The organism is Pseudoxanthomonas sp. GW835-FHT14C01 (genome assembly GCF_058793715.1).
In genome coordinates, this window is record NZ_JBXAGB010000003.1 from 390,052 (window position 1) to 415,147 (window position 25,096).

A 25,096-nucleotide genomic window follows, 5' to 3' on the forward strand; every position below is an offset into this window, starting at 1 on the left:
CATAGATGGTCAATGTTTATATTCAAAAAAAACCGTCATTGCTGACGGGTGATGTGCGCAGCCACCTCCATCCAAGCATCTACCGCTACCGTGAAGGCTTCGCGGCCCTTGTCGGTCAACGTGTAGACCTTGCGTCCACGGCCCGCAACCGTTTCGGTATGCGCGGTGACATAGCCGCCCTGCTCGAACTCGAGCAACACCGGGTAGATAGTGCCTTCGGTGGGGGCGCAACAACCTTGGGTCGAGCACTCCACTTCACGTGCGATCTCATAGCCGTGCATGGGCCGCTTTTGCAGCACGCTCAGAATGAAGAACTTGGACAGGCTCATCTTGATGATGCCGCTCCAATACAACCGGTCGGTATAGTCCACCGGTGTGCGCTCTACGGTCTTGAGGGAAGTCGTCGATTTATCCATGAACCCAATTATATACCTTGTCCATCAAGGTATCAAGCGGCAACCGAAAAATCCCCTCCTGGGGCGGTGCCTGGCCGGATAGAGGGCGCTCGCATGAGTCTGCGACCACAAGTGAAGCATCACGAGCCACGGCACACATGACAAATTCAGTCTTTAGCCGACAGACGGGCCGCGCTGGCGGCCGAATTCCCAGGAGGCATGCCCGCCGCGGACCGTGGCGGCCAGGGATTGGCCCAGCCGCTGTTCGATGACGGGCTTCCAAGGCACGAGCGTGAAACCCAAGCCGTCGTCCAGCATGGCGAAGCGCCCGCTGGCGAGCATGATGGAGCGCCGATAGATGCCGGCCACGCGCTGCCCGTCGGCCACCGGGCGATGCTCCAGGCCGGTTTCCGCCGCTATGTCCTTGGCGGCCTGCGCCAGCTCCCGATTACGCAGCGTGCCCAGCAGGTTTCGGGCGAGGATGACGCGTTGGCTGCGTCGTTGGGCCAGCCCCTGTTCTTCGAGGAAGTCGGCACGCTGCTGCATGGCCTGCTTGGCGTCGCCGCCAAAGCCCAGGTCGCCCAGCCCACGACCGCTGCTGATCAACTGCTGGTCGAGCCAGGTGGCCCCGATCACGCGGGCCTGCCGCTCGATGGGCAGGTGAGATTTCAGCTCCACCGCCACGCCGCCCAGGCGCTGTGCGTCGTACTGGCGGCCACGCTCGGTCAGGTCGTCCGGCACCTTCCATAGCCCTTCGGCGACGCGCTCCACGATACCGGCTCGGCGCAGGGCTTCCAGCCGCCGGACATGCGACGCGACAACTTCCTGCGGGTCGCGCCCATCCTTGGCACGGCCCTGTTCGATTACCAGGTGGTGATTGGCGCGGTACAGGCCATCGCTCGCCAGCGCGGCGATGTTCTTGTCGGCCGCCCGCACCTCGGCGGAACCACGCACTTCCACCACCGCACCGGCGGGATAGTTCGCCAGCTCGTCGCGGGCGTTCAAGGCGACGTAGTGGGCCTTGCCGTCCACACCGTCGATGACCAGATAGCCGCGGTCGTGCAGCTCGTCGGCCAGCCCCTTGGCGGCGACGCGACCGATGACAGTACGGCCATCCTCGCCCGGCTCGAACACCGCCAGCTCGCGCGGTCGCCCGCTCATGGCACGCTGCATGGTACGGATGATGTCGCCACGCTCGCCCAGGGCACGCAAGGTCTTCTCCGCGTCCGCATGGACAGCCCAGATGCCGGGCTGCGCTTCTTCAGCCAGGCCCAGGCGCTGCAAGCGTTGCAGACGGCCGATCAGCAGCAGGCGCTGGCGTTGCAGCCGGGGTTCGTTGAAACGTTCGATCTGCACCCAGCCATCCTCGCCAGCCTCGCGCTGCAACGTGCGGTCAAGGCTCGTCCACCGCTCCTGTTCCACCTCGCGCTGCAAGGTCTGCTGGATCTCCAGTTCGGTGCGCGGCCCGAGCCATTCCGTCGCCAGCCCTGCGGCGCGATGGCGGAAGCCGTGGGCGATGTAGTCGCCCGCGATGATGAGGTCTTTGCCCGTGTCGTCGCGTCCGCGCACGATCAGGTGAGTGTGCGGGTTATCGGTGTTCCAGTGATCGACCGCCACCCAATCCAGCCGCGTGCCCAGGTCGGCTTCCATGCGGTTCACCAGATGCTGTGTGTAGGTGCGCAAGTCGTCCAGTTCGGCCCCGTCCTCCGGGGAGACGATGAAGCGGAAATGGTGCCGATCGTCGGCGGCCCGCTCCTTGAAGGCGTCGAGGTCGGCCTCGTCGGTCTGCGGCCCGTAGGCCCGGCCCGGTTCGCCATCGCGGCCGGCGCCGTCGCGCTCGATGTAGCGCAGATGCTTGGCGAGCGACTGCGGGCTGGCATTGCGTTGATTGACCAGCAGGGTCTTGATCGTCACGCGCCGAGACATGGGCGTCAGCTTCGCCCCGGCGAAACGCGCCGCCGTATGGCCGCGTCCCAGGCGCGAGCCGGGCCGCTGGCCTGCGCGCTGGCCCTGGCCGCCGGACGCGGCGGAATGGCGCATCGAGGACTTGCCGCCGCTGGCCTTGCCAGCCTGCTTGAGCACCTTGGAAACGAAGCTATGGCCCTGGCCCTTACCCCGATTCTTCGGGGCGCTGGGGCGCACGCGGAAATCGTCGTCGCGGCGGTCGGTCATAGCCGCTCTACCTGCAAGCTCTGGCGTGTCCCGTCGTGCGAAGCACGCGGACATGCCTGCATTGGCGCGACCTTCGCGCCCCACGCGGCACGGCGGCGGAGCCGCTGCGTGCCGCGCCACCCCCATGTGCAGACAGGCTCTCGACGCGGCCTGGTGCCGCGTCCTTTTGTCTTGCCTTCCGCCTTTGCCCCTCGCTGTCGCTCCGGGCGTCGGCGGCCCGGCGGCGCTGCGCTGCTTGCAGCCAGCCCGCCGGCGAACGCGCCAATGGCCGCAGGCCGGGCGCGTTCGAGGCAAGACACCTGCACGCTGGACGGCTGCGCCGGATGTTGCGCGAGGCGCGGCGCGAATGCGCCCGCGCTGCACGCGCGACGACACGGCGGCAGCCACTGGAACGACATGCTCGATGGCACGACGAGAGGCACGGCAACGTGCAGCGAATCGACGGCCATCATGGGCGTGTCTCCAGCCAGACCGGGTGCGTGACGCCGATCACGGCGGATGCGCTGACCGGGCCGAAATAGCGGCTGTCGAACGATGCCGGATTGGTCACGCTCAACAGGAACAGCTCGCCCGGTTCGAGGCGGCGGCAAAGCTGCAAGGATGGCAGCGGCCGGCCCAGCCGGTCGGCAGGCAGCGAGGCGGCCGCAGGCACGCCGTCGATGCGTACCTGCCCGGCGACCATGCAAACGTGTTGCGGCGCGACCGCGCCCACACGTTTGAGCAGCGGAACGCGGGTCGGCAGGTAGCCGCGCTGCGCAGCCAGCATGGCGGCCCTGTCGGGCAGCGGCACCAGCACGATGCTGTCCACGGACAACGGACGTGGCAGCGAGGCGGTGCGCGGGTCGAACGGTTCGATGCGATACCAGCCGACCGCCACGCTGTCGGACGGGTTGTAGGTCAGACGCGGCAGCGGCGACACGAAAGCCGCCCAGGCCAGCGCAGCGAGGCCGACGGCAGCGAAGCCCGCCAGCACGATGCGAACGCGCAGGCGCGAGCGAGGATGCGGCGCGGCTTCGTGCGTGCATGTGGTGTTGGATTGGGTCGTCATGGCAGCGCCTTTCCGGCCAGCCAGGCGGCGTGCCGCTCGGCGGTGTATTCGGGCAGCGCCAGGCGGGCCGCCAGACGGTTGCCCAGCGTGCGCCAGTACGCGGGCGACACGTCGATGGCGGCGATGCCTTGCCCTTCGATGCCGTCGATGCGTTCCAGCACGGCAGGCACCGCGTTTTCGCCTTCGGCGTGCAGCAGCAGGCGTGCGCCCGGCCGCACGCCGGGGATGCGCTGCATGTCGTCCAGCGGCGTGGCGGCTTGCATCACCATGAGTTGCCAGCGGATCGTGCCGTAGTCGTTTGCTTCCCAGCGCACGCGGCAGAACATTGCACGCGGCAGGAACACCGCGCAGCGCCGCCAGCGGTCGAGCCGCAGCGTGCGCGCCGGCTCGCCGAAGCGCAGGTAGAGCTTGAAGCGCGGTTCGATGTAGGCGAGCGATACGCGAGTCAGCGGCACGCTGCCAGCTTGGTCGGCGAGCGTCGAAAGCGAAGGCGGCGGCGCAGCAGCCGGTGCAGCCGTCGCCGCATGAGCGGCAGGCAAGGCGGATCCGTTCATGGCAGGTTCTCCGGGCGCTTGTCGGGAAACTCCCGCTCCAGCAGGCCGCGCAGCAGTTCGGCCACGGTCACGCCCTGGCCGAAGGCGGCGATCTTGATGCGCGCGCGCAGCGCAGGCGTCACGTCGAGCGTCAGGCGTGCGGTGTAGAGGTCGCCTTTGTTGAGTGCATCGGCATCGCCCTGGCGAATCCACGCCTCGGCGTGCGGATTCGCGGGCGGACGTGCGCCGATGCCGACGCGCTTGCTGCGCGGGCTGCTCATGTCGGCCACCGCAGCAGTTCATCGGTGAGCACGGCAATCTCGCGTGCGGCGGCGCTGTCGGGCGCGGTTTCGCGGGCGAGCCGGCCAGCGGCCACGCTGTCGGCGAAGACGATGCGCTGGCGCACTTCGCTGTGCAGCGCCGGCAGCGGCTGTTCGGCCAGCGATTGCCGTGCTTCCCTGCCGATGATGGTGGTACTGACGCGCCGATTGATGACGAAGGCCGCGCGCAGCGCAGGCCGGAACACCTGTGCCTCGCGGATCAGCGCCACCATCTCGGCGCTGGCCCAAAGGTCATACGGGCTGGGCTGCACGGGAATCAGCACGCGCTCGGCCGCCAGCAGCGCGGAACGCGCCAGGGCGGCGATGCGCGGCGGGCCGTCGATGATGATGTGATCGGCGCGGCGGGCCAGCTCCGGCGCTTCCTGATGCAGCGTTTCGCGGGCGAGGCCCACGGCGCTGAACAGCCGTGGCAAGCCCTGCTGGCTTCTGCGCTGCGTCCAGTCCAGCGAAGAACCCTGCGGGTCGGCGTCCAGCAGGATGACGTGCAGCCCGCGCATCGCCAGCTCGCCCGCGATGTGGGTAGCGAGTGTGGTCTTGCCGACGCCGCCTTTCTGGTTGAGAAACGCGAAGATCATGGCGCGGCCCTCCCTGCTGGAAAGCCGGCCTGGCCGTGCCGTTTCGTGGTTGTCCACCGAAACGACGCGTTTCTACTAAAAGTTAGAGATTTATAGTTAGGTAAGTTAGAGGGGTCGCAAACCCGCGCCGTTACTGGCTTTGCGGCGTTTTCGTACTCCTGATAGCACGATAGGCGTACTCCCGATAGCACGATACCCGGCACTCCTGATAGCACGAGGCCGTCCACAGCTTTTCCCGCAGTTATCCCCGTGCCGTGAACGGCACGGGCCGGAAGGTCAGCAGTTCCAGCTTCTCGTCCGGCATCGACTCGATGCCCAGGACGTAGCCGGGCAGCGACTGCCGCGCGACCAGCACGCGCAGGTCGTAGGCGAAGTCCGAGAAGCGCGCCGCGCTGCCGGACTTGCGGTGCAGATGCCGGAAGTCGAATTGCCAGCCGTGTTCCTGCCGCCCGCCGTGCTTGCGCACCAGGCGATACAGCCAGCGTTCGATGCCACCTTTCAAGCGGAAATAGGCCGGGTCGATGGTCAACACCAGGGCGGCATCGAGCACGCCGGCATAGAACCAGTCCGGCAGGATCAGCTCGATGCCCAGCGGCGTGCCGCTGGCGTCGGCCAGCTCGCGCCATTCGTTCACCCACGAAAAGCGGTGCAAGCGCCTCCCGGTGGTTTCGCGGATGGAAGTCGCCACGCTGGTCGATTGCAGCCGGTCGAGCGCGGCTTTCAGGCGCTGGTAGTCGTTCAAGGACGTGCCGCGCCCGATGAAGCGCAGGATTTCGTAGGGCGTGGCGTGTATCCAGCGCGACGGGCGAATGCCTGCGTCGCGCGCCTCCACGATCTGCGAGGCCGCCCAAATCAACACGTCGGCATCCCATATCGTGGCGATGCCGTGCTCGGCCGTGCCTTCCACGCGGATGGTGATGTTCCCGCTGCGGAAGTCGATCGGCGCCGTGCGCCGCGACTTCGCCAGCGAGAAGAACGGAAAGGCCATCAAGTCCTGGCTGTCGCGCGGCGCCATGCCGTCGCCCGGCAGCGCGCGGAACAGGTCGAGCTGTTCCCGCTGCTGCGATCGCTGCCCCGACGGCAGCGATGGGCTGGACATGACGATGGCCACCGGCGAGCCGACGATCAGCGGCCATCACGGTAGTCGCCCGCGTGACGCTCGGCATATTCCGGGTCGGACGTGGCCTCGTAGCTGCGCTGGTCGGCCCAGGCATCGAGGTCGGCCACCGCGTACATGACGCGGCGGCCGAACTTGCGGAACTTCGGGCCGCCGCCGATCACGCGCTGTTTCTCCAGCGTGCGCGGCGACAGACGCAGGTATTCGGCGGCTTCGTCGTTGGTCAGGTAGCGTTGGGGCTGCACGGGCGCAGCGACAGCAGCGGCGGCAGGCCGCAAGGGAGCGGGTCGCATGGGATGTACCTCCATCAAGCCCGGCCACACCACGCGGCCGGATAGAGGCACTTTCAAGAAAGCAAGGCTTCCTGCTCAGGGACGTTTTGCAGGGGATGCAGCGCGTCCCTGTGCAACGGGCGGAAGCTGTGCCAGGCGGCGATAGCCGCCGCGCATCAGCGCATCGCCCCGGTGCACCAGTCGCCGCACGCGGGCGCGCAAGGCGCTATCGGCGTACCAGTCGGCGGCGACAGCATCGACGCCGAACAGCCCTTCGGCCACGTCGCGCAGGGACGCGCCCGCGAGGGTGCCGTCGAGCGCCTGGAGCGTGTTCAACTCCAGCAGCGCAGCGGGTGCCGGCCGCGACCGTGCCGTTCCCGCTGGCGCTGCATCGCCAGCGGCGGCCAGCTTGTCCAGTTCGGCCGCCAGCGCCTGATAGCGTCCGCAGGATGCGGCGCAGGCGCGAATGGCATAGGCGTAAGCCATGCCGTCGGCCAGGCCGGGAGCGATCACCAGCCGCAGGCAGCAGCCCAGCCAGCGTGTCAGCAGCACCAGGCGCTTGCCGTCGTGGATCAGGTGCTTCTGGCCGGGAAGGCACCAGAACGCGAAAGCCACCGCGTCGGGCGGCGGGTCGGCGTCCGGGTAGAGCTGCACTACCGCATCGTGATCGGGGAACCAGGCCGGGTGCGCGTCGCGCGCATCCAGGGCGGGATCTTCCAGCAGGCGCAGTCCCCAGCGCGCGGCGGCCTCTGGCCGGCGGCGGCGGCGCAGCCAGTCGCGGCGGTAGTCGGGGTGGCGACGCAGGTATTCCCACGCCAGCGCGGGGCCGTCGAGGTGCAGCATGTAGAGATACGCGGCGGTCGGATACCAGTGTTCGGCGCTCGGGTCAGCCATGACGCAGCCTCCTGTCATTCAGCAGGAACGTCGCCACGGATTCCGCTGTGCGGGAGCTATCGAGTCGCCATCAAGTCGTCATCGAAATCGGGGTACTCTGTAACTGCGGTGTCAAGACCGATTGGCTCCAGGGCATTGCGGAAATCGTCTGAATGCGACGGTTGCGCGCCACAAAAATGGTGCGCAGCATGGAGCACCGTGCAGCAGCCCGCGCCATAGATCATGACTGTTTGCATCAGAAGCGCACCGCTTCGGTGCAAGAGTGCGGATTCAGACCAATCAGGTCTTGGGTAAGACTGAAATAGTCAGAATGCGCCGTCGTTGGCTGGGACTGCTCAGTCGGTGATCGAACCGTTTTCCTCGGCCAGCCGCAGGTACTCCGACAGCCGCCGCACGGGCTGGAAGTAGCGATCGCGCATCACAGGTTGCTTGTGCGGCCCGACGATGGACGCCAGATCGGACAGCTTCACATGGCCCAGGCCGGGCATGCCTATTCCCAGGTCGATCAGCCCCCATGCCGTATCGCCATCGGCCGGGTCGAGCGCGGCCAGCAGCCAGGTGGCGTGCGCGTCGGGGGTGAACAGTCGCACCGCCGGCATTGGGTCGATGCTTCGGCCAGCGGCGCGTGCCGCGCCGACGGCGAGCAGTTGCGCCCGCTGTTCAGCGGTGACGAGCGGCTGGGTCATGGCCCGAATCCCCACGCATCCGAGGATGCACGGATACGATTTTCCACCGAAGCGCGGAACCGCCGAAGCGGATGCGTGCTTTGGCGGGAAAGCACGAAGGCGCAAGCCATCGAATCCGTACATGCACGGAAACGCGGAAGCGGAATTGCGCAGGCCAGGAAAGACACAGATGCGGTTCCCAGATTCTGTCGGAATCCGCCCATGCGGATTTCTGCAAAGGCACGAATACGGAAATCAACGACACCAAATGCGCACTATAGTTTGTAGCCCTATAGTGCGCAATCGGCTGTCATCTTGGTTTTCTAAGGAAAACCATAGGTGGCGGCGAAAGACTCATTGGCGACAGCAATACGGACGGTCAGGAAAGCGCGCGGCTTGAGCCAGGAAGCGTTCTCCGACGTGTCCAGCCGTACCTACCTGAGTTTGCTGGAGCGCGACCTGAAGAGCCCGACCATGCACAAGCTGACCGAGCTGTGCGAGGTCATGGACGTGCATCCGCTCACGTTGCTGACGCTGGCCTATGCCGGCGACAGCACGCGCAGGGCCGATCAGCTTCTGGCGCAGGTGCGCCAGGAGCTGGAGGCGGTGTTGAAGGAACGCGACACGCCGTAGGCGCGTGCGTGACGTGCTGCGCCAGCAGCACGGCGCCCCGCCGCAATGGACGGGGCGCGGTGGGCGGCCGTCAGGCTGCCTTGGGCTTGCTGCGCGACCAGATCAGGTCGTGCGTGCCGTCCTCGTTCTCGATCAGGCGGGCATAGACCGTCGCCGGGAACGAAGGGTCGTCGATGCTCACGGACAGGTACTCGCGCCCGGCCTCACTGGTCTTCTTCCACGCCGCGCCGATCTCGTGGCCGGCCGCCTGAAGGTGGAAGTCGGGGGCGTTCTCGCTGTCGCCCTTGTCGTTGGGAACCAGCTTGACCTTGACGTTCAGGGTCAGGGTGCGGAGCTGGCCGGTGAAGCCGTCTTTCTCTGCGGTGAAGGTGCCGATGTTAGCCATGATGTTTCTCCTTTCGGGTTGAACAAGGTCGCGCCAGTGCGTCCTTGTTGTGATCCGGCCGGCGGGGGATGGGCTGGCCGCACCGCGCAGCGGTCGCAACACCGTGGAGAACCTGGAAGCGAAAAGAATTTGCCGCGCGAGGAAGCCGCGCAGCGGCGGGGAAATTGTTTTCGCTGGAAGGTTGCGGCCATGAAGCCCAAGGCGTAGCCGTTCCCTCGCCAGGATTCACGACAAGCCAAGGACGCACGGGCCGCCCGCCCCCGAAAGGAGACATGGCCGACTCGGCATCCCCGCGTGACGGCTGCACCGGCTTGCGCCCTGACGCGAACCAGGTCAAAGCCCCGACGACAAGGCCAGAGCGCCCCTGCCGCAGCGCGCGACCACATGCTTGAGGCGTGGTGTGGATGCTCCATAGCGAGGCCGGGTGGCGTGTCGGTGAATCGCCCTTCGTGACGTACAGGCGCGAATCGCCAGCGTCGGGGACGGCACGCTATCGCACAACCTGCCGCAGCAAGCCGGGGCGTAGCCCTACAAGCCCCGCCCATTGCGGCGGGGCGCCATCGAAACCTTGCCCGCGCCAGCGGGCACCGATGGACGTGTCGCGTGCAAGGCACTTGCACGTCCGCCCCGTTGCCGCCTGGACGAAGGCGGCAACGGGGCGATTTTGACTTCGACGTTGGAACCGGGCGCGGCCACCGACGCCCCGGATTTTTGACCACCGGCCCCAAGGCGGAACGGCTTGGGGCCGGTGCTGCTCGTTATTCCTTGGTTTCGACAATCCACCACGCGGCACGCGGCAAGGTGTGGCCGGTAATGGGATGTAGGTCGGTCAGGTCGGCGCGGGCCGTCCAGCCACGCGGCGGACGGTAGCCGCGCACGTCGCCATCGCCGTGCCAGCGGCGGGCGCGTACCGTACCGGGGGCATAGATCGCCGCCATGCGCGGGCGGTCCGTGGTGTTGCGGCTCATGATAGGAATCCTTGGCGTGAAGCGCCCCGGCCGGAACCGGGGCGCTATCTGCGGTGCAGGATCACGCGGCCAGTGCCTCGGCCTGCGGCAGCTCATCCGCCACGGCGGCGACTTCCTCCGGCGCTTCGGCGCCCGCATCCACTGCCACGGCCTGCGCGTCCTGTTGCGGGCTTTCGGTGCGGAAGATGGCGGGCATCCAGCCCGTACCATCGGCCAGCCGTTCCGCTTCGCTGGCAATGTCGGCCTTCTTCAACTTCGCCAGCCGTGCAGCGTGCGACGGTGCGAACTCGCCCACGGCTTCCAGAATCGCGGCCTTCGGCACATGCTGGAAATACCCGTCTGCGGTGGGCTGCCACCATGCGGCCATGTCCAGCCCCACAGCCTGCGCCAGTTCCGCGCCCGGCTGGTGCGCAGTGGCGCGAGGCGTCACCACGTCCACGGTCGCCGCTACGCATACCGCCAGCAGCCGCACCAGTTCGCCTTGCTCCATCGCCAGCAGCGCGACGAACAGTTCGGCGCTGTCCTGCGGCAGCGCTTCGCCCGCGACCTGCTGCAACTCGCGCTGGGCGACGGCGGCGGGCGACTCGGGCCAGTCGGGGGCCATGCCTTCCAGCCGGTCTTGCACTTTCAGGCTCACGCCCAGCGGCAAGTCGTGGCCGTAGTGGTTGTCCTGCAAGACGCTCTGCACCATGCCATGCACCAGCGCGGCCAGCGCGACTTGCGGATGCCGGGCGACTTCGATTTGCAGCGCGGCGGTGCGGTGCGCGCTCAACCGCTGCGCCAGCCGGTCGGACAGGCTCGCGGCCTTGGGCTGCTCGGTGTCCTCGCCTTCGTCGTCGTTCCCGGCCTCGCCTTCCGCGCTGCCGAAACCCTGCCGCAAGCGTTCCAGCGTGCGCAGCGCCTTGGCTTCTGCCTCGCGCAGCAGCCCGCGATGAATCACGGCTTCGCCGCTGCGGTCGAGGGTGACGATGGCGCCGGCCACGGCGCGCACATCCGGGGCGTAGCCCTGCAAGGCTTCCTCCACGGCTTGCAGTTCCCCGGCAACCTGTTCGCGGCGCGGTTCCAGCGCTTCGGTCTTGTCCTCGTCCTCGGCGTCGTAGGCTTCTTCCAGTTCGGTGTCGATCTTGTCGAGGCGGGTTTGCAGCGAGGCGATGCGGCGGGCTTCGCGGGCGCTCGGTTCGCGGCGCTGGCGCGGTGCGTTCTGGAACGCCTGCCGCTCGGCGTAGCTCATGTGCGGCACGGCTTCGACCCACGCCCAACCCTCGGCGCGCACGTCCCCAGCCAGCGCATCCAGCTTGCCGCGCACCAGCGTTTCCAGCAGCGTGGCGTCGGTCAGGTAGGTTCCGGCATCGCCTTCCGCGAACAGGTCGCGGCGGATGCCGCCGCCCGCCGCCGTGTAGGCGTCCAGCCCGGCGAAGCGCACCAGCGGATGCGTGGCGTCGATTTCGCGTTCGGTCAGGCGTTCGCGCAGCGCGGACGCGCCACGCTGCCATTCTGGCGCACCGTAGAACGCGCTTTCCTGCGCGGCGTGGTCGTCGGTGATGGTCAGGGCCATCAACTGTTCCAGGGTGACGGCTCCGGCGCGGTAGTCGGCCAGCAGGCGCGGCGAGACGTTGGCGAGTTTGAGACGGCGCTGCACCACCAGCGGGGTCACGCCGAAGTCGGCGGCAATGTCTTCGATGGGGCGGCCTTCCTTGACCAGTGCGGCGAACGCCTCGAACTGGTCGGCCGGGTGCATCTGCTCGCGCAGCAGGTTTTCCGCGAGGCTGACGGTACGGGCCGAAGCATCGGGCACCAGCAGGCACGCCACTTCGTAGTCGGCAGGGATGCGCTTCTTCTTCGCCAGCAGCTTCAACGCGGTCAGTCGGCGGTCGCCGGCCACCACTTCGTACTGCTCGCCATCGGCGGCGAGGATGACGACGAGATTTTGCAGCAGGCCGATGCGGGCGATGCTCGCGGCCAGTTCGGGAATGGACAGGCGCGGGGTCTTGCGTGCGTTGCGCTTGGAGCGGCGCGGCAGCAACTGCGAGAGTGGAACCAAAATCAGGTTCTTGCTCGGGTCGGCCACTTCCAGCGGCGCGGCAGTTTCGATGGCGCGGGTTTCGGTTTGGGTAACGGCGTTCATGGTGATAACTCCTTGCGGTTAGGGATGCAGCAGCGAGAGAAGCGGCAAGGGCTGCTGCCTGCCCCTGCCGCGTGGGGGTTCAGGCTTTCAACTGGCGCATGCCATCGGCCAGCAGCCAAAGCGCACGGTTGAGGCGGATGTTCTGGTCGATGCCCTGTACCGGGCGGGTTTGCTGGCGGCGTCCGTTGGCGCTGCGCCCGCGCAGGCCGCCTTGGGTCAGGTTCTCTTGCGTGCGGTTGAACACGCTCCACAAGTCCGGGCGGCGGTCATCAAAGCGGCGCGGCATCAGGATTTGCGATTCCGTGATGGGCGCGGGCTTGTCGGGGTCGTCGTACTTGAGGGCCAGCGCGGCGCGGGCGAACACTTCGGATTCGCCATCGTTCAAGGTGATGGCGCGCATGGAATCGCGGGATTCCTGCACGCGGTCGAAGCCGCGCAAGACTTCGTAAGCGCCTTCGATGACGGAACCGGCCACGTCGCCTTTGTGGGGCACGCGCACGTCCGCCACCGTGTCGCCGCAGACAAGGCCATTGCTGCACACGAACCGGAACATTCCGGCCAGCATCTGATAGCTGCTCGTGCCGTCATGCGAGTTCAGCAGCACGATTTCGTTAGCCTCCGCGCCGTTGATCTGGCTGGCGTGGCGCAGGCGCAGCATGTGTTTGGTGTAGTCGCGGCGGTCGTCGTGGCGCACGCGGGTTTGCGCTGCCATGAAGGGTTCAAACCCTTCCTTGCGTAGTTCCGCCAGCACGGCGGCGGTGGGGATATAGGCGTACCGTTCGGAACGGCTTTCGTGCGGCGCGTCCGCGAAGATGGACGGGGCCACACGGCGGATTTGGTCATCGGACAGCGGGTAATCGCTGCGCAGCGACGGGGAACGGGAAGCGAATCGGGATGCGAGTTGCATTGCATTTCTCCTGACGAAAAGGGTTTGCTGTTCAAACCGCACACCGGATTCCTAGATTCGGAGCCCAGCCTTTCGGCTGTTCGGTGCGGTCGGCACGAGGAACCCGGTTGGCCCTGTTGCCACCGTCTTTCCTGAGTTCATCGCCCGCGGCCAAAGGAGCGCGCGGACGGGGGCCGTCAAGGAGACAAGCGCAGGGTTGGTGCGGCCCGCAGGCGCAGCCGAGGACACGGCCCTGCGCGCCTTGACGGCACACGGGAGCGGGCTACGGTCGCGGGTAAGGTGATGAAGTCAGGGGAGACGGCTGGACAAGGCAACGGCCATCCCTTTGTGCTGACCGCACGCAAGCGAAGCGCGCAGGCCCGAAGCTGGAAGCCGGGCCGGAGGCGTCAGGGATGTGGAAGGCTGGCGAATGCCAGTCCCGTCAGGGATGAGCGAATAGCGAACCTGGAGCAGCGCGGTCCGCGAAGCGGAGACGCAGGCGCACACTTTCAGCTATCATTTGTAAGGAAATTTACAAGAAAGTATTTCAAGCCAGCGATTAATTACGACTTCAGTTAAATAACTATCGCAATCCTCAATTCGAGATTTGCTTCATCGAAGCACCAACGACAAATGGAGATAAGTCATGGCGAATAAATGCTTTCTGAGCTTTCACTATAAACAGGATAGTTGGCGCGTGTCGCAAGTTCGGCAAATCGGAGCTATCGAAAAACAGCCTCTACTGGATTCGAACAAATGGGAAGAAATCAAGAAAGCAGGCGATGATGCCATCAAAAAATGGATCGCCGACAACATGAAAGGCAAAGAATGCCTTGTCGTACTTGTGGGCGAGAAGACTGCCAGCCGCCGCTGGGTCAAACACGAGATAAAGAAAGCCTGGAAGGACGGGCTGGGTGTACTCGCCATCCATGTCCACAATCTGAAAGACTCAGACGGAAATCAGTCGTCGAAAGGATCTAATCCGTTTACAGGCCTCACCGTTGATGGAGAAGCTGTCACGGGTAAAGTCTACGATCCGCCATACACCACCAGCACCAATGTGTATGACTACATCAAGTCGAATATTGAAACTTGGGTCAGCGACGCTATAAAGGCACGATGAACCGGCAATATCTGAATTGCATCCTGCGAGGTGTCGTTTGCTGTGGAGGATGCGGGTCACCTACATCCAAATTTGCCTGGGTTTAGTGTAATAGATGGAGTCAAAATGCCACGCAGAACATTCTTTTCTTTTCACTATGAGCCTGATGTATGGCGCGCCTGGAATGTCCGCAACAGTTGGGTTGTGAAGGAATCCGATGAGGAAAGCCGGGGCTTCTTTGACAGCAGCGTGTTTGAGGCATCGAAAAAAGAGAGTGACGATGCACTAAAGACTTTTCTCCTCAAGGGGTTGGAGAATACTTCGGTAACTTGTGTCCTTGCTGGAACCCATACATGGTCACGGCGATGGGTGCGCTACGAAATTGCTCGCAGTGTTATCAAGGGAAACGGCTTGCTAACCGTTTTCATTCACGGTGTCCAGAATAAAGACAAAGCGACATCTACAAAGGGTGCTGATCCATTGGCGCAGATGGGACTTTATAGAACCGATCGCGGCATATATCTCGCCGAGTGGAAGGACGGAAAGTGGGTGGCCTACGCAGATTACACGCTTGCGATTCCTGAGGGTGATCTGTGGTTCACAGCACCAAAAACGAATAGCGTAGTCCAACTGTCAAATCACTGCCTGAGTTACGATTTCATAGGCCAGGATGGCAGGAAAAATATTGGCGGATGGATTGAAACTGCTGCGGGAATGGCTGGCCGATGAGCGAGAACTCAAGCATGAGATCACCCTACCAGCTTATCCTGCTGGGTGCGGTCCATGGGCATGACACTCGCCTCCGCCGTAGCGTTGATCTGGCGCTTCAGGGGCTCGGGATTCCGAGCAACGCAATTACGTTTCTCAGCGATGCCAACGCCTCTAACCGCAGCTTAAAATCGCCGGTGATGGCAGTATTTTTCGGCTCGTCGGAAAGCACTGCCGATACCGCACTTGTGACGGAGTTGATTGATGACTCGATCGTTATCGCTCCGGTCGTTTCGGATTTGTCCCAGGTTCATGCAGAAATTCCGCCGCAGCTCAGACATGTCAATGCTATTGTATTGGGCACCAACGATGAAGGCATCACCCGCCTCGTTACGCTAGTCCTTGAGACATTTAGGCTGTTGCGACGTGAGCGACGACTTTTCATCAGTTACAAACGAACAGGGTCTCAGCCGCTGGCCGATCGGTTGTACGATGCGCTCGATGCTCGTGGCTTTGACGTTTTCATCGACGTGAGGTCAGTGCCTCCAGCCGCAGATTTCCAATCACAACTCTGGCACAGGATGTCGGATTCCGATGTCGTGGTGCTGATCGACACACCTGGCTTCAGAGAAGGTCGTTGGACGGCTGAAGAATTGGCGCGCGCAAACGCGACCAATGTGCAAATCTTGCACCTACTATGGCCGGGGCAAAAGGAAGACCCTGCATCGTCCTTCAGCCACTTCATGAAGCTTAGGCGTCGGGACTTCTTTGGATTTATTCCAATGCGGGGGCGTTGGGCCACGAAGGGATTGGTGACGAGAATTTGCGACGAGGTCGAACGGCTACGCGCACCAGCAATTGCCGCCCGCCACCGATATTTGGTCGATAACTTTTGCGACGCCGCCCGCGACGAGGGACTTGATCCAAGTGTTCAGATTGAAGGCTGGATTTCTCTCAAAACCGAGTCCAATCGAACGCTGGCGATCGTACCGGCAGTGGGAATACCAACCGCTGATCGCATCAACGAAGTGTTCGAAGCCATTACCAACCCCACTGTTGAGACGAGAGAAATATGGGTGATTTACGACAATAGAGGTGTACTGAGAACGTGGCTCTCTCACCTAGATTGGCTTGACTCGTATTTGCCGATCCGGGCCGTGCAAATGTCGAAGGCGCCACAACTTCTGAAGGAGCTCACCGCATGATAGATATATTTCTATCTGCCAGCGTGCCTTTGCCTGATCGCAATCGGGTATTTTTCGACACCGCCGATGTTCTTGCTATACGGGAAGCAATCAAGGCTTTGGTTGAAGTAGTGTTGCCGATTGGACGAATCACGTGCGGCGGCCATCCGGCGATAACGCCGCTATTGGCTCTCTTTTCCCGCGAGGCAAACCTTGACCGCAACAGGGTGGCGATTTACCAAAGTAAGCTTTTTGAGGGTCGATTGCCTCCTGAGCTAGCGGAGTTCGTCGACGTGCATATGGTGCCAGCGGTTGATGGCAACAGAGAAGCCAGTTTGACGGCCATGAGGCAAGCAATGATCGAAAGCCGCCGTTTCAGCGCAGCGGTGTTCGTCGGCGGCATGGAGGGGATCTATGAGGAGCATAAATTGTTCGTCGAACACCATCCCAAAGCTACAGTGCTCCCGCTTTCAACAACAGGGGCCGCCGCCAAAATAATTTATCAACAGGGAGAATATGATCCAATTTTTTCACGCGACCGAACCTATTCCAGCTTATTTCGTCGAAAGCTTCTGCCTGTGGATTAGCCGGGAAATTTTGCAGTAACTGCGTTCAGTAAGCTTGATGGAGCGAATAAAAAAATGGGGCCGCCTGTGCAGCCCCCTCGGTTCACAATAGCCCTCGCTCTGCAAATGAAGTTGTTTCCTGCCCGGCCACAACGACGTGATCCAGTGTGCGCACCTCCACCAGCGTCAGAGCCTCTTTCAGTCGCTGCATCAGTGAAAACCTGGCGAGTTGGATAGAAGGGGCGGTATCCGCTCGCTAAAATGCTGGAGCAATTCGTCAGAACAGCGATCCAGTCTTCATTGGATGTCCATACAGTTCAGAGATTTGCCCTTGAAACTGCGTCTGTCCGCCATAGCTCGGATGCCTCACGCAGATAACAGGCACGCTATCCGTGATTCGATGAGCGGCTGCGGCAGCATCGTTGCCGATGGCGACGATGCGCGAGGGACGAAGCAGAACGATGAGCTGTTGTAGTAGCTCTTCGCCGGCTCGCCTTTCACGGGCGTTGTGTTGCCGGTTGGTGAACGGATCCCCTGATTCATGAGGGTGAAGTGGGAAAACATTCCAGAGAAAGATGCGAGCATCAATGTGCTCTAGCATTCCCCATATAACCGCAGCGGTTCGCTCGGCTACGGCATTGCCGACTGTGGGCCGTTCTGGAGCCAGATCGACATTCCAACGTTTGGCATGTTGGCTCATGTGAACATCGTCAGTCAGGGCCAACCCAGTTCGGCGGCCTCCGCGATACCCCAAATCTCGACCGATCCAAATCGCATCTACAGGCTCCTCTGAAGCGCGACGCAATAATGCGGAAAGTGCGGCGGCGCGGCGGCGGGGCGCGTCTCGACGATCATGAACTTCACAGCGATCAGAATAAGGATTGAAGCAGTCCTCAAATTGCAGCGAGGAAACTGATTCAACAAAGGGGTGGATTTTCATTCTTAAGACTCAAGCGGCATATATTGTAGGGTGCGTTCTTTTCGGTTGCCGATGATCCAGCCGCCTTGATTTTTCTTGATTTGACGGAATACGGAATATCCGTCCATGATGGCTTTTTCCCAAAGCTTTAGCGGGCACTTCTCAACCTCATAGCCACTCACAAACTCTTCAATGGTTTTGAGAATCCCAAGGGAAACCTTTTCTTGATTCTCAAAATAGTTTAATTCCTTGGCTCTAGAGAAAATCCATGCCGTAAGCCCTTCCTCAACGACGATTGCCCGGCCGCTGTCTTGCTCTTCATCATATTTGGACTGGCTCTTTCGCTTGTGCTTGATCAATGCCCGTATTACAGGTGACCAATGCAAGATGGCTGCATATGCAAAATGGAAAACATCATGAAATCGGTAGCCATCTCGGTCAGCGATGTTGTCGGTCAGGGGATCACCTATGAATACGCCATTCCATTGGAGATAGCTTTTGCCGCTACCGCGTTGATTGACTCGGATCTTGAACTCTCTAGGGAGCTGCTCTTCTATTCCAAACTCGCTATCGAAATCAAGGCCAATCAGGTCAACCGCCTGTGGCTCCAAGAATGCACCCCTAGCTTTCCGGAGGTTCCCCCGCGCTACGTCCGAGAACGCCAACTCTGCGGCATGGATTGCATCGAGATAGGCTCGCGCGAAGGTGACCACGTCATTGCGCGCAGGCCCACTTCCCAGCAGAGCTGCGGCCGCCTGCCCCAAGCGTACCAAGGTAATGTCCAACGACGCAGGGGCCGCCACAGGCATGGCGATGTAAGCGAATGCACCTTCGGCTATGTCGCTTGCTGCCCCTATGTTCTTGAAGTTCCCGTGATTCGCCGCCTCGGCAAAGATATCTTCAAGTGGAGCTTGCATGCGCCGGCAGATCGCAGCCAAATACCAAAGCGTATCACCGAATTCTTCTTCCGCCGCCCTTCTGAAACCAGGGTACGCAGATTTTTCCCGGACATGTTTTTTGACAGTAGACATTATTCCACCGACTTCCCCATAAAGCCCTTGAAGGACAGGATTGAAATCGGTTGGACTGAGTACATCCGTAGCTGCAATTTCCGAAGCGTAGTCCGAAAGCAGCAGAGAACCTTCCTTGTGCATCGGTTACCTCCGAAGCGTCAGCCATTCGAATGGAGCGCCCTGATATCCATTCAGCCCAAAGCTACGAACCCATTGCTCTAGGTTCGCAATCAGTTTTGGATCGTCAAAAGTAGTTAGACCTATTCCTGTTTTGCATAGAGACCGGCCTTGCTGGTCTTTTAGCTCTTCCGGGAACTCCGGCCCCTCTCCTCCGAAGTACACGAAGTCATTGCTGATGAGAACCCTGTTTACACCCGTGTCGCGAGTGACGTGATCAGGATTAAGTGAACCATCGGGGCGAGAGTGAAAGGAATCTCGTTGCTGCCAGACGGCCGCTGGTGCGGCTCTGAAGTAGATATTGTCCCCGCAACTTTGCTTCCGACTACCGTTGCGATAGGGCTTTTTAGATTCAAACCGTGGATCTGCCCCATATTCATCAAATGTCATCGTTTCGGTGACTTGCATCGCATAAACCAGATACCCGCCTCGCCGAACACTTCGATCATTGCTGCCACTGCCTACCACCCAATCACCGATGTCAGCGCCCTTGCGGATATTTGGCTTGCAGGTTGCAAGCGTGCAGTATTCGTAAAAGGGATTGGGTGCGAAACCACTGTCGTACCGCACCACGTAGGAGTGGACACGTGCCATCAGCAGGGATGCCTTTTCAGAGGAACCGGATCACAGGCGCCACCGTCGGGTTTTTCCCATGTATCTTTTCCGTTGATCGCATCAATGATTGAGTCACCATTCCAGCCGACCAAGGCATCGGCGTATTCTTTCAGTGCCTCAGGAATGTCGCATTCCTTCTCACCATGCTCCCAGATGCCAACAATACGTTTGCCTTGCTTGGCTGCATATTCGATTTCCCAGGTCACCCAGTCGCTATCTTTCGTCTGGGGTGAGACGTAGCAAATAAATACGCCCGCCCAGTTTATCGCTGGGGCCAGAATCTGCGTCTTGATGTAATGCTCATCCGTGGCGTTGTTGAACTTTCCTGTATGGATGGAGGAGTCCCTTACATCCATCCCTTTCGGAGCCAGCAGATCTTTGAGCTTTTGGAGCCCATGATCGTCCTTATGGACATGGCTGATAAACACGTTCCTTTTCTCTGCCATCTGTCACCTCCATCGACGTTTTGATAGCGTAAAAGATCGTAACTGAAATTAGGTGGTTATGGCAGAAAACGCAGATCAATCAAAGGATCGCCCGGAGCCCCTTGTCGGCGATGATGTTGAGCAGCTTCAGCGCCGGGCCAGCGGGTCGGGTTTCACCTTGCTCCCACTTGCGCACGGTCGAGGCCGAGGTGTGCAGGTGATGCGCGAACACCGGCTGGCTGAATTTCAGCGTCTCCCGTAGGCGCCTAATGTCCTCGGCGCCAAACTCCCGCACTGGCGGCGGGCAGATCGCGTCGAACTCGCGCATCGTCACCTTGCTGATCGCACCCACTTCATGAAGCGTGGCCAGGTCGTCACGCAGGGATTCAATGATCTTGCTCACAATGCACCTCCAATAACACGCCCGACTGCAACGCCTTCGATAACGTTTCCCCGGACAGTTGCAAGAACGCTTTGCCGGCGAATTGCAGCGCCTTCTTCTCGTCCTGCGTGATGTTCGCCTTGTCGTTCTTCGGGAACCCATGCAGGAACACGTAGCGGCTGCCGATCCTGGCCGATACCAGTGTGCGGTAGCCGCCGCTTTTACCACCACCGGGGCGGGCCACCCGCTTCTTGTAGAGGGAGCCGCCCAAGTCCGCGTCGATCAGACCGCTTTCCATCTCCTGAACCGCCTTGCACAACGCGGCATCGGACAGCTTCTCGCCCGACTGCCAGCGTGCAAAGTCCTTGCGCTTGAGGATGACCGTCATTTCGACCTCCAAACTATACCCGAAACGGGCATACTTTTCCAGTCTCCGGTGTAGCACCTAGATAGAAGGGATGGCCCGCCCGATTGTCGTGACGCCGGCACGACAATCGGAGCCGACTGGACGGGATGCCGGCCACCGATCCGCGGGCATCCTTGACCGAAATCAGCAGCGCATAGGCCGACCACGGCAGCGTGAAGACCTTGGCCAGCTCGGCGAGGCCGAATTTCCCAGACACTGTCTCGGAAATTGCGGAACGGGGATAGTCGGCCGCCAAGGCAGCGGGGGGCGCCACCGAAAGCGTCCTCTTGCTCATGCCGTGGCCTCCGCAGGGCGCCGCGCGCCCGTGATGGCCTGCCGCCGACTCGCCACCAGTTCGGCAGCATCCCGCACCGGCTTGTCCTCGGTGTGGACGTAGTGCATGAACATCGCCACGGTCTTGTGGCCCGTCAGCTTCATGCCTACCTTGGTCGGCACTCCCGAATTGGCAATGTCGGTCGTGGAGCGGTGGCGGATGCCGTGCGTGCCGACGTGTGGGACGCCGGCTGCCTTGAGCACCCGGCACCATCCGCCATAGTGCTCGCCAAAGGTCAGGTGCTTGGTCGGGTCGTTGGGCGAAGGCAGGACGTAGGGGCAACCTTCTCGGCGCGGTGCCGTCGAGAACAGTCGATAGGCTTCCGCGCTCATGGGCTTGGAGAGGCCGCCGGTCTTGCTGTCGGGCCAGACCACGCGCCGGTTCTCCAGATCGACCCAATCCCATTCAAGCATGCAGATTTCGGAGCGGCGGCCGGCGAACTCGAATTGCAGGCGAATCGCCAGCGGGATGACGTAGTTCTCCAGTCCTTCCGCCTCCAGCTTCTCCAACTGGCGGAAGATCAGCGCCAGTTCGTCGTCCACGATGAGCCGGGTTTCCTCGCCGGGCGGGTACATCGGGACGTGGCGGCACGGGTTCGTGCCGTCCGGGCGGTAGCCCCACACTTCGGCCAGGTTGAACATCTTGCGCAGCACGCCGAAGGCGTTGTTCGCCTCGGCGGGCTTGTAGGCCAGTTTCTCCATCAGCCCGGCAATGTCGGGCCGCTTCACGTCCTGCACCTTCTTGCGGCCGATCAGCGGGACGATGCAGCGGTCGATGACGGCCTGATAGCCGCGCTGCGTGCTCGGCTTGTTGCGCTTCTTGGAGTAGTCCTCCATGAACTTCTTGCACAGCGCTTCGACCGTGGGCGCCTTGCGCGCCTCGGCCTTGGCGCCGCCGGGGTCGCCGCCTCGGCGAACCTCGGCCAGCCAGTCCTGCGCCATGACGCGGGCCTGCTCCACGGTCAGTTCCCCGAACAGGCCCAGCGAGGGCTTGCGGGGCTGCCCGGAGTTCGTGCGGTACTGGAGCATGAACACCCGACGGCCCTTCGGGGTAATCTTGCAGAGGAAACCCGGCACCACGGTATCCCGTAGTTCGATGTCCTTGGCCTGGGGTTGCGCCGACTCTACGGCGGTCTTGGTGAGCTTGATCTTCGCCATGATGACTCCTTGGAACGACCCGAATTCCAAGAGCCAGATAGGAGCGGCGCGAGGGAAAACCGGGTCAAGTTTCAGAAAGCACCGGCATATGATGGACGCGCGTAAGTCCTTGATAAACCTGCTTCATCGAGCTACGGCGCAGTCCAGCGAAGTACCGGGCTGGAGTCATCGTCAAACAAAAAAAAGGCGGGCCCGAAGGCCCGCCGGTGATGGAGCGCGGGGAGGAACGCTCCATCGGGGCCGGCACGGGGAGAGACCGGGCCGGCGGGACGATCAGTACTTCAGGTTGGCTTTCCAGTAGGTCTCGATCTGCTGGACCAGCGCCGGCGGCAGCGGCACGTAGTCCAGCGACTTGGCCTGGGCGTCGCCGTTGGCGTAGACCCAGCGGAAGAAGTCGCGTGCGTCCTTGTTACCCTTCTTCGGCGCCTTGTACATCAGGATGAAGTTGGTCGCGGTGATCGGCCAGGAGTTGGCGCCCGGGGCGTTGGTCATGACCAGGTAGAAGTCCTTCGACTTGGCCCACTCGGCGCTGGCGGCCGCGGCCGCGAAGCTCTCTTCGCTCGGCTGCACGAACTGGCCGGCGGCATTCTTCAGGCTGGCATAGGCCATCTTGTTCTGCAGCGCATAGGACAGTTCGACGTAGCCGATGCCGCCCTTGATCTGCTTCACGTACGCGGCGACGCCTTCGTTGCCCTTGCCGCCGACGCCGGTCGGCCACTGCACGGTGGTGCCTTCGCCGACCTTGGTCTTCCACTCCGGGCTGACCTTGGACAGGTAATTGACGAAGTTGAAGGTGGTGCCCGAACCGTCCGAGCGACGCACGACAGTGATGCGCTGCGCCGGCAGGGTCACGCCTGGATTCAGGGCGGCAATGGCCGGGTCGTTCCAGGTCTTGATGGTGCCCAGGAAGATGTTGGCCAGGGTCGGGCCGTCCAGCTTCAGCTGGCCCGGCTTCAGGCCGGCCACGTTCAGCACCGGCACCACGCCGCCGATCACCGACGGAAACTGCGCCAGACCGTACTTGGCCAGTTCTTCCGGCTTCAACGGCGCATCGGACGAACCGAAGTCCACCGTGCCGGCCTTGATCTGCGCGATACCGCCGCCCGAACCGATCGACTGGTAGTTGACGCGGTTGTTGCTGGCCTTGGCGTAGTCGGCGGACCACTTGGTCATCACCGGGTACACGAACGACGCGCCGGCGCCGGTCACGTCGGCGGCGAACGCCTGCGCCGAGAAGGCCGAGGCGAGCGCGAGCAGCGCGACGCGGGATTTGATCGAGTTGAGCACGGAAATCTCCTGGGAGAAGGCAGGGTGGATGGACGGGGCATGCCCGTTGGGTGGCCATTCCACGACGTTTGTGTGACAGCCCCGTGTCGGCATTGCGACAGTCGCGTGACGGTGGCGACGCGTTGCCGGTCGCTACCGCGGAGTGCCGGGCGTACGGCCTCCGTGGAAGCGGTGACAGGATCGCCGCCGCCGGTCCGGTCGGGCGTCTTTCAACACATATATAGGTGTCGTCATCCGGGAAATGCGGGCGCAGGCAGGGCATGAAGGCGCGCTGTCACATCACAGTCATGAAACTCACATGTGACTGCAAGATTTCACTCCCATGCTTTAGCGCATCTTTGACGGGCGCTTAATGATTTCCGAAGGTGATCTCGGAAGCGAAGCAGGGCGCCCACGAAGCCTGCGCCCTTACTTCCCATTCCACTCGGAGAGTCACCATGCGTTATTCCCTCCTGGCCGCCGCGCTTGCCGTCGCCATGGGCAGCACCAGCTTCTCGGCGTCCGCCGCCGACTCCCGCGATCAGACGATCGCCGAACTGAAGGCGCAGTTGGAGGCGCTGTCGGCCAAGGTGGCCGAGCTGGAAGAGCGCACCGACGCGCAGTCCGACGTGAACCTGGACACGGCCTCGCAACTGGACAAGCTCACCACCGGTTCGCCGAAAATCGATACCAAGGGCGGTGTCAAGGTGACCTCGGCCGACGGCAAGTTCGAAGCCAGCATCGGTGGCCGCATCCAGTTCGACGCGTATGCGTTCGACCGCGACCTGGCCAGCACCACCGGCACCACCGAATTCCGCCGCGCGCGCCTGACCCTGTCGGGCAAGGCCTACGGCTGGGACTACAAGATGGAGAACGACTTCGGCGCCGGTGGCGGCCTGGACGGCTTCCGCGACGTCTACATCGCCAAGTCCGCGCTCGGCGGCAAGTTCACCATCGGCCACTTCAAGCCGTACCGCGCGATGGAGGAACTGACCAGTTCCAACGAACTGCTGACCATGGAGCGTCCGTTCGCCTCTGCCACCGGCCTGTTCTCCGGGCGCCAGTTCCAGCAGGGCGTGGGTTACCTGCGCGCCGGCGAGAACTACACCGCGGGCCTGAGCGTGTTCAACCTGCGTGGCGCGTCCGGCACGCGCAACGAAGGCATGGGCGCCGCCGGCCGCGTGACGTTCGCGCCGATCAACACCGACAACAGCACGCTGCACTTCGGCGCGTGGTACAGCTTCGAAGACAACAACCTGGGCTCGGCCGACCTGGTCGCCACCTCCAACTACGCCGGCCGTCGCGGTCCGTCGCAGGTCATCGCCACCACCACCGGCGCCAGCCGCAACACCGTCGACGTGATGGCGGTGGAAGCCGCGGGCTCGTTCGGCCCGGCCTTCTTCCAGGCCGAATACGCCGACGCGACCTTCGGTCAGCCGCTGGGTCGCGACCAGGACGTCAAGACGTACTACGTGCAGGGCAGCTTCATGCTCAACGGCGGCCACAAGCCGTACAAGGGCGCCACCGGCGTGTTCGGTTCGCCGAAGGTCGCCGACAAGGGTCTGTGGGAGCTGACCGGCCGTTACGACTACGTCGAGAACGAAACGCTGAACCGCGAGGTCACCAGCTGGATCCTCGGCATGAACTACTACGTCAATCCGAACCTGCGCTTCATGTTCAACTACACCAAGGGCGACAACGAAGTCACCGGCGACGAGACCGCCCAGTACGCGCTGCGTACGCAGTTCGCCTGGTAAGCGCCGCGCGCGGCCGCGTGCCGCTCCGCGTGGACACAAGGCCCGGGATCGTCTCCCGGGCCTTGTCGTTTCCGGA

At 62.8% G+C, this 25,096-nt stretch carries 30 protein-coding genes; 6 read left to right on the forward strand and 24 right to left on the reverse strand.

The window, feature by feature from the left end; all coding sequences use genetic code 11:
* Nucleotides 1-35: 35 nt before the first annotated feature.
* From AC1Q5B_RS15165 to AC1Q5B_RS15210, 10 genes are all read right to left on the reverse strand, one after another.
* Complete coding sequence (locus tag AC1Q5B_RS15165) at nt 36-416, reverse strand: PadR family transcriptional regulator (RefSeq protein ID WP_044314809.1); 381 nt, start codon at nt 414-416, stop codon at nt 36-38.
* Nucleotides 417-569: 153 nt separating this feature from the next.
* Complete coding sequence (locus AC1Q5B_RS15170) at nt 570-2,567, reverse strand: relaxase/mobilization nuclease domain-containing protein (RefSeq protein ID WP_492632399.1); 1,998 nt, start codon at nt 2,565-2,567, stop codon at nt 570-572.
* A gap of 448 nt (nt 2,568-3,015) precedes the next feature.
* The gene (locus AC1Q5B_RS15175; protein WP_492632400.1) at nt 3,016-3,615 is read right to left on the reverse strand and encodes a S26 family signal peptidase; all 600 of its coding nucleotides are present in this window, start codon (nt 3,613-3,615) and stop codon (nt 3,016-3,018) included.
* Nucleotides 3,612-4,169 carry a DUF2840 domain-containing protein gene (locus tag AC1Q5B_RS15180; protein ID WP_015476696.1) on the reverse strand — a complete coding sequence of 186 codons (558 nt, stop codon included), beginning with the start codon at nt 4,167-4,169 and terminating at the stop codon, nt 3,612-3,614. Before AC1Q5B_RS15180 ends, AC1Q5B_RS15175 begins: the two co-directional genes overlap by 4 nt.
* Nucleotides 4,166-4,429, reverse strand: a complete 264-nt coding sequence (locus tag AC1Q5B_RS15185) for a hypothetical protein (protein WP_023094609.1) — start codon at nt 4,427-4,429, stop codon at nt 4,166-4,168. The genes AC1Q5B_RS15180 and AC1Q5B_RS15185 overlap by 4 nt, the downstream gene beginning before the upstream one ends.
* Nucleotides 4,426-5,064: a ParA family partition ATPase gene (parA, locus tag AC1Q5B_RS15190; RefSeq protein ID WP_015476698.1), complete on the reverse strand. Its 639-nt coding sequence runs from the start codon at nt 5,062-5,064 to the stop codon at nt 4,426-4,428. Before parA ends, AC1Q5B_RS15185 begins: the two co-directional genes overlap by 4 nt.
* Before the next feature lie 241 nt (nt 5,065-5,305).
* Nucleotides 5,306-6,175, reverse strand: coding sequence for a replication initiator protein A (locus AC1Q5B_RS15195; protein WP_028240159.1), 870 nt, complete (start codon nt 6,173-6,175; stop codon nt 5,306-5,308).
* Between the two features lie 14 nt (nt 6,176-6,189).
* Nucleotides 6,190-6,474: a helix-turn-helix transcriptional regulator gene (locus AC1Q5B_RS15200; protein WP_026069907.1), complete on the reverse strand. Its 285-nt coding sequence runs from the start codon at nt 6,472-6,474 to the stop codon at nt 6,190-6,192.
* A 75-nt stretch (nt 6,475-6,549) separates the two neighbouring features.
* Nucleotides 6,550-7,347, reverse strand: a complete 798-nt coding sequence (locus AC1Q5B_RS15205; protein WP_028240160.1) for a DUF2285 domain-containing protein — start codon at nt 7,345-7,347, stop codon at nt 6,550-6,552.
* 335 nt (nt 7,348-7,682) lie between these two features.
* A complete protein-coding gene (locus AC1Q5B_RS15210; protein ID WP_015476702.1) occupies nt 7,683-8,033 on the reverse strand; it encodes a DUF2958 domain-containing protein in 351 nt (116 codons plus the stop codon).
* 318 nt (nt 8,034-8,351) lie between these two features.
* Between AC1Q5B_RS15210 and AC1Q5B_RS15215 the strand changes: the two genes are divergently transcribed.
* Nucleotides 8,352-8,645 carry a helix-turn-helix domain-containing protein gene (locus AC1Q5B_RS15215; protein WP_015476703.1) on the forward strand — a complete coding sequence of 98 codons (294 nt, stop codon included), beginning with the start codon at nt 8,352-8,354 and terminating at the stop codon, nt 8,643-8,645.
* A 70-nt stretch (nt 8,646-8,715) separates the two neighbouring features.
* Here the strand turns inward: AC1Q5B_RS15215 and AC1Q5B_RS15220 are convergent, their stop codons facing one another.
* The 4 genes from AC1Q5B_RS15220 to AC1Q5B_RS15235 form a co-directional block, all read right to left on the reverse strand.
* Nucleotides 8,716-9,030 (reverse strand): DUF736 domain-containing protein, encoded by a 315-nt coding sequence (locus tag AC1Q5B_RS15220; protein ID WP_014646114.1) that lies wholly within the window; start codon nt 9,028-9,030, stop codon nt 8,716-8,718.
* A 758-nt stretch (nt 9,031-9,788) separates the two neighbouring features.
* Nucleotides 9,789-9,998 carry a hypothetical protein gene (locus AC1Q5B_RS15225; protein ID WP_028240162.1) on the reverse strand — a complete coding sequence of 70 codons (210 nt, stop codon included), beginning with the start codon at nt 9,996-9,998 and terminating at the stop codon, nt 9,789-9,791.
* 61 nt (nt 9,999-10,059) lie between these two features.
* Nucleotides 10,060-12,123, reverse strand: a complete 2,064-nt coding sequence (locus tag AC1Q5B_RS15230) for a ParB/RepB/Spo0J family partition protein (protein WP_028240163.1) — start codon at nt 12,121-12,123, stop codon at nt 10,060-10,062.
* Nucleotides 12,124-12,202: 79 nt separating this feature from the next.
* Nucleotides 12,203-13,030 carry a DUF932 domain-containing protein gene (locus AC1Q5B_RS15235; protein ID WP_028240164.1) on the reverse strand — a complete coding sequence of 276 codons (828 nt, stop codon included), beginning with the start codon at nt 13,028-13,030 and terminating at the stop codon, nt 12,203-12,205.
* Nucleotides 13,031-13,655: 625 nt separating this feature from the next.
* On the opposite strand from AC1Q5B_RS15235, the gene AC1Q5B_RS15240 reads away from it, so the two are divergent.
* The 4 genes from AC1Q5B_RS15240 (at nt 13,656) to thcA (ending at nt 16,590) form a co-directional block, all read left to right on the forward strand.
* Nucleotides 13,656-14,132, forward strand: coding sequence for a TIR domain-containing protein (locus AC1Q5B_RS15240; RefSeq protein ID WP_033041353.1), 477 nt, complete (start codon nt 13,656-13,658; stop codon nt 14,130-14,132).
* Between the two features lie 105 nt (nt 14,133-14,237).
* The gene (locus AC1Q5B_RS15245) at nt 14,238-14,840 is read left to right on the forward strand and encodes a TIR domain-containing protein (protein WP_492632401.1); all 603 of its coding nucleotides are present in this window, start codon (nt 14,238-14,240) and stop codon (nt 14,838-14,840) included.
* The gene (gene thcB4, locus AC1Q5B_RS15250; protein WP_033041350.1) at nt 14,837-16,024 is read left to right on the forward strand and encodes a Thoeris type III anti-phage system protein ThcB4; all 1,188 of its coding nucleotides are present in this window, start codon (nt 14,837-14,839) and stop codon (nt 16,022-16,024) included. Before AC1Q5B_RS15245 ends, thcB4 begins: the two co-directional genes overlap by 4 nt.
* Complete coding sequence (thcA, locus tag AC1Q5B_RS15255) at nt 16,021-16,590, forward strand: Thoeris type III anti-phage system protein ThcA (protein WP_033041349.1); 570 nt, start codon at nt 16,021-16,023, stop codon at nt 16,588-16,590. Before thcB4 ends, thcA begins: the two co-directional genes overlap by 4 nt.
* Before the next feature lie 82 nt (nt 16,591-16,672).
* Here thcA and AC1Q5B_RS15260 read toward each other — a convergent pair whose 3' ends face one another.
* The 10 genes from AC1Q5B_RS15260 to pstS all read right to left on the reverse strand — a co-directional run bounded on the left by AC1Q5B_RS15260 (nt 16,673) and on the right by pstS (nt 23,272).
* Nucleotides 16,673-16,780 carry a JAB domain-containing protein gene (locus tag AC1Q5B_RS15260; protein WP_199770497.1) on the reverse strand — a complete coding sequence of 36 codons (108 nt, stop codon included), beginning with the start codon at nt 16,778-16,780 and terminating at the stop codon, nt 16,673-16,675.
* Nucleotides 16,781-16,846: 66 nt separating this feature from the next.
* Nucleotides 16,847-17,509, reverse strand: a complete 663-nt coding sequence (locus AC1Q5B_RS15265) for a uracil-DNA glycosylase (RefSeq protein ID WP_071534888.1) — start codon at nt 17,507-17,509, stop codon at nt 16,847-16,849.
* Nucleotides 17,510-17,511: 2 nt separating this feature from the next.
* Entirely contained in the window at nt 17,512-18,642 is a 1,131-nt protein-coding gene (locus tag AC1Q5B_RS15270) for a nucleoside triphosphate pyrophosphohydrolase family protein (protein ID WP_028240166.1), read from the reverse strand.
* 3 nt (nt 18,643-18,645) lie between these two features.
* On the reverse strand, nt 18,646-19,272 hold the full coding sequence (locus AC1Q5B_RS15275) for an Nmad2 family putative nucleotide modification protein (RefSeq protein ID WP_033045760.1): 627 nt from the start codon (nt 19,270-19,272) through the stop codon (nt 18,646-18,648).
* Nucleotides 19,272-19,739 (reverse strand): TIR domain-containing protein, encoded by a 468-nt coding sequence (locus AC1Q5B_RS15280; RefSeq protein WP_028240167.1) that lies wholly within the window; start codon nt 19,737-19,739, stop codon nt 19,272-19,274. The genes AC1Q5B_RS15275 and AC1Q5B_RS15280 overlap by 1 nt, the downstream gene beginning before the upstream one ends.
* 79 nt (nt 19,740-19,818) lie before the next feature.
* On the reverse strand, nt 19,819-20,121 hold the full coding sequence (locus AC1Q5B_RS15285; RefSeq protein ID WP_028240168.1) for a helix-turn-helix domain-containing protein: 303 nt from the start codon (nt 20,119-20,121) through the stop codon (nt 19,819-19,821).
* Nucleotides 20,105-20,488 carry a type II toxin-antitoxin system RelE/ParE family toxin gene (locus AC1Q5B_RS15290; protein ID WP_028240169.1) on the reverse strand — a complete coding sequence of 128 codons (384 nt, stop codon included), beginning with the start codon at nt 20,486-20,488 and terminating at the stop codon, nt 20,105-20,107. Before AC1Q5B_RS15290 ends, AC1Q5B_RS15285 begins: the two co-directional genes overlap by 17 nt.
* 13 nt (nt 20,489-20,501) lie before the next feature.
* Nucleotides 20,502-20,801 (reverse strand): hypothetical protein, encoded by a 300-nt coding sequence (locus AC1Q5B_RS15295; RefSeq protein WP_033045758.1) that lies wholly within the window; start codon nt 20,799-20,801, stop codon nt 20,502-20,504.
* A complete protein-coding gene (locus AC1Q5B_RS15300) occupies nt 20,798-21,997 on the reverse strand; it encodes a tyrosine-type recombinase/integrase (RefSeq protein ID WP_028240170.1) in 1,200 nt (399 codons plus the stop codon). The genes AC1Q5B_RS15295 and AC1Q5B_RS15300 overlap by 4 nt, the downstream gene beginning before the upstream one ends.
* 273 nt (nt 21,998-22,270) lie before the next feature.
* Nucleotides 22,271-23,272, reverse strand: coding sequence for a phosphate ABC transporter substrate-binding protein PstS (gene pstS, locus AC1Q5B_RS15305; RefSeq protein ID WP_492632807.1), 1,002 nt, complete (start codon nt 23,270-23,272; stop codon nt 22,271-22,273).
* Between the two features lie 449 nt (nt 23,273-23,721).
* Between pstS and AC1Q5B_RS15310 the strand changes: the two genes are divergently transcribed.
* Nucleotides 23,722-25,020, forward strand: a complete 1,299-nt coding sequence (locus tag AC1Q5B_RS15310; protein WP_492632402.1) for an OprO/OprP family phosphate-selective porin — start codon at nt 23,722-23,724, stop codon at nt 25,018-25,020.
* Nucleotides 25,021-25,096: the final 76 nt, after the last annotated feature.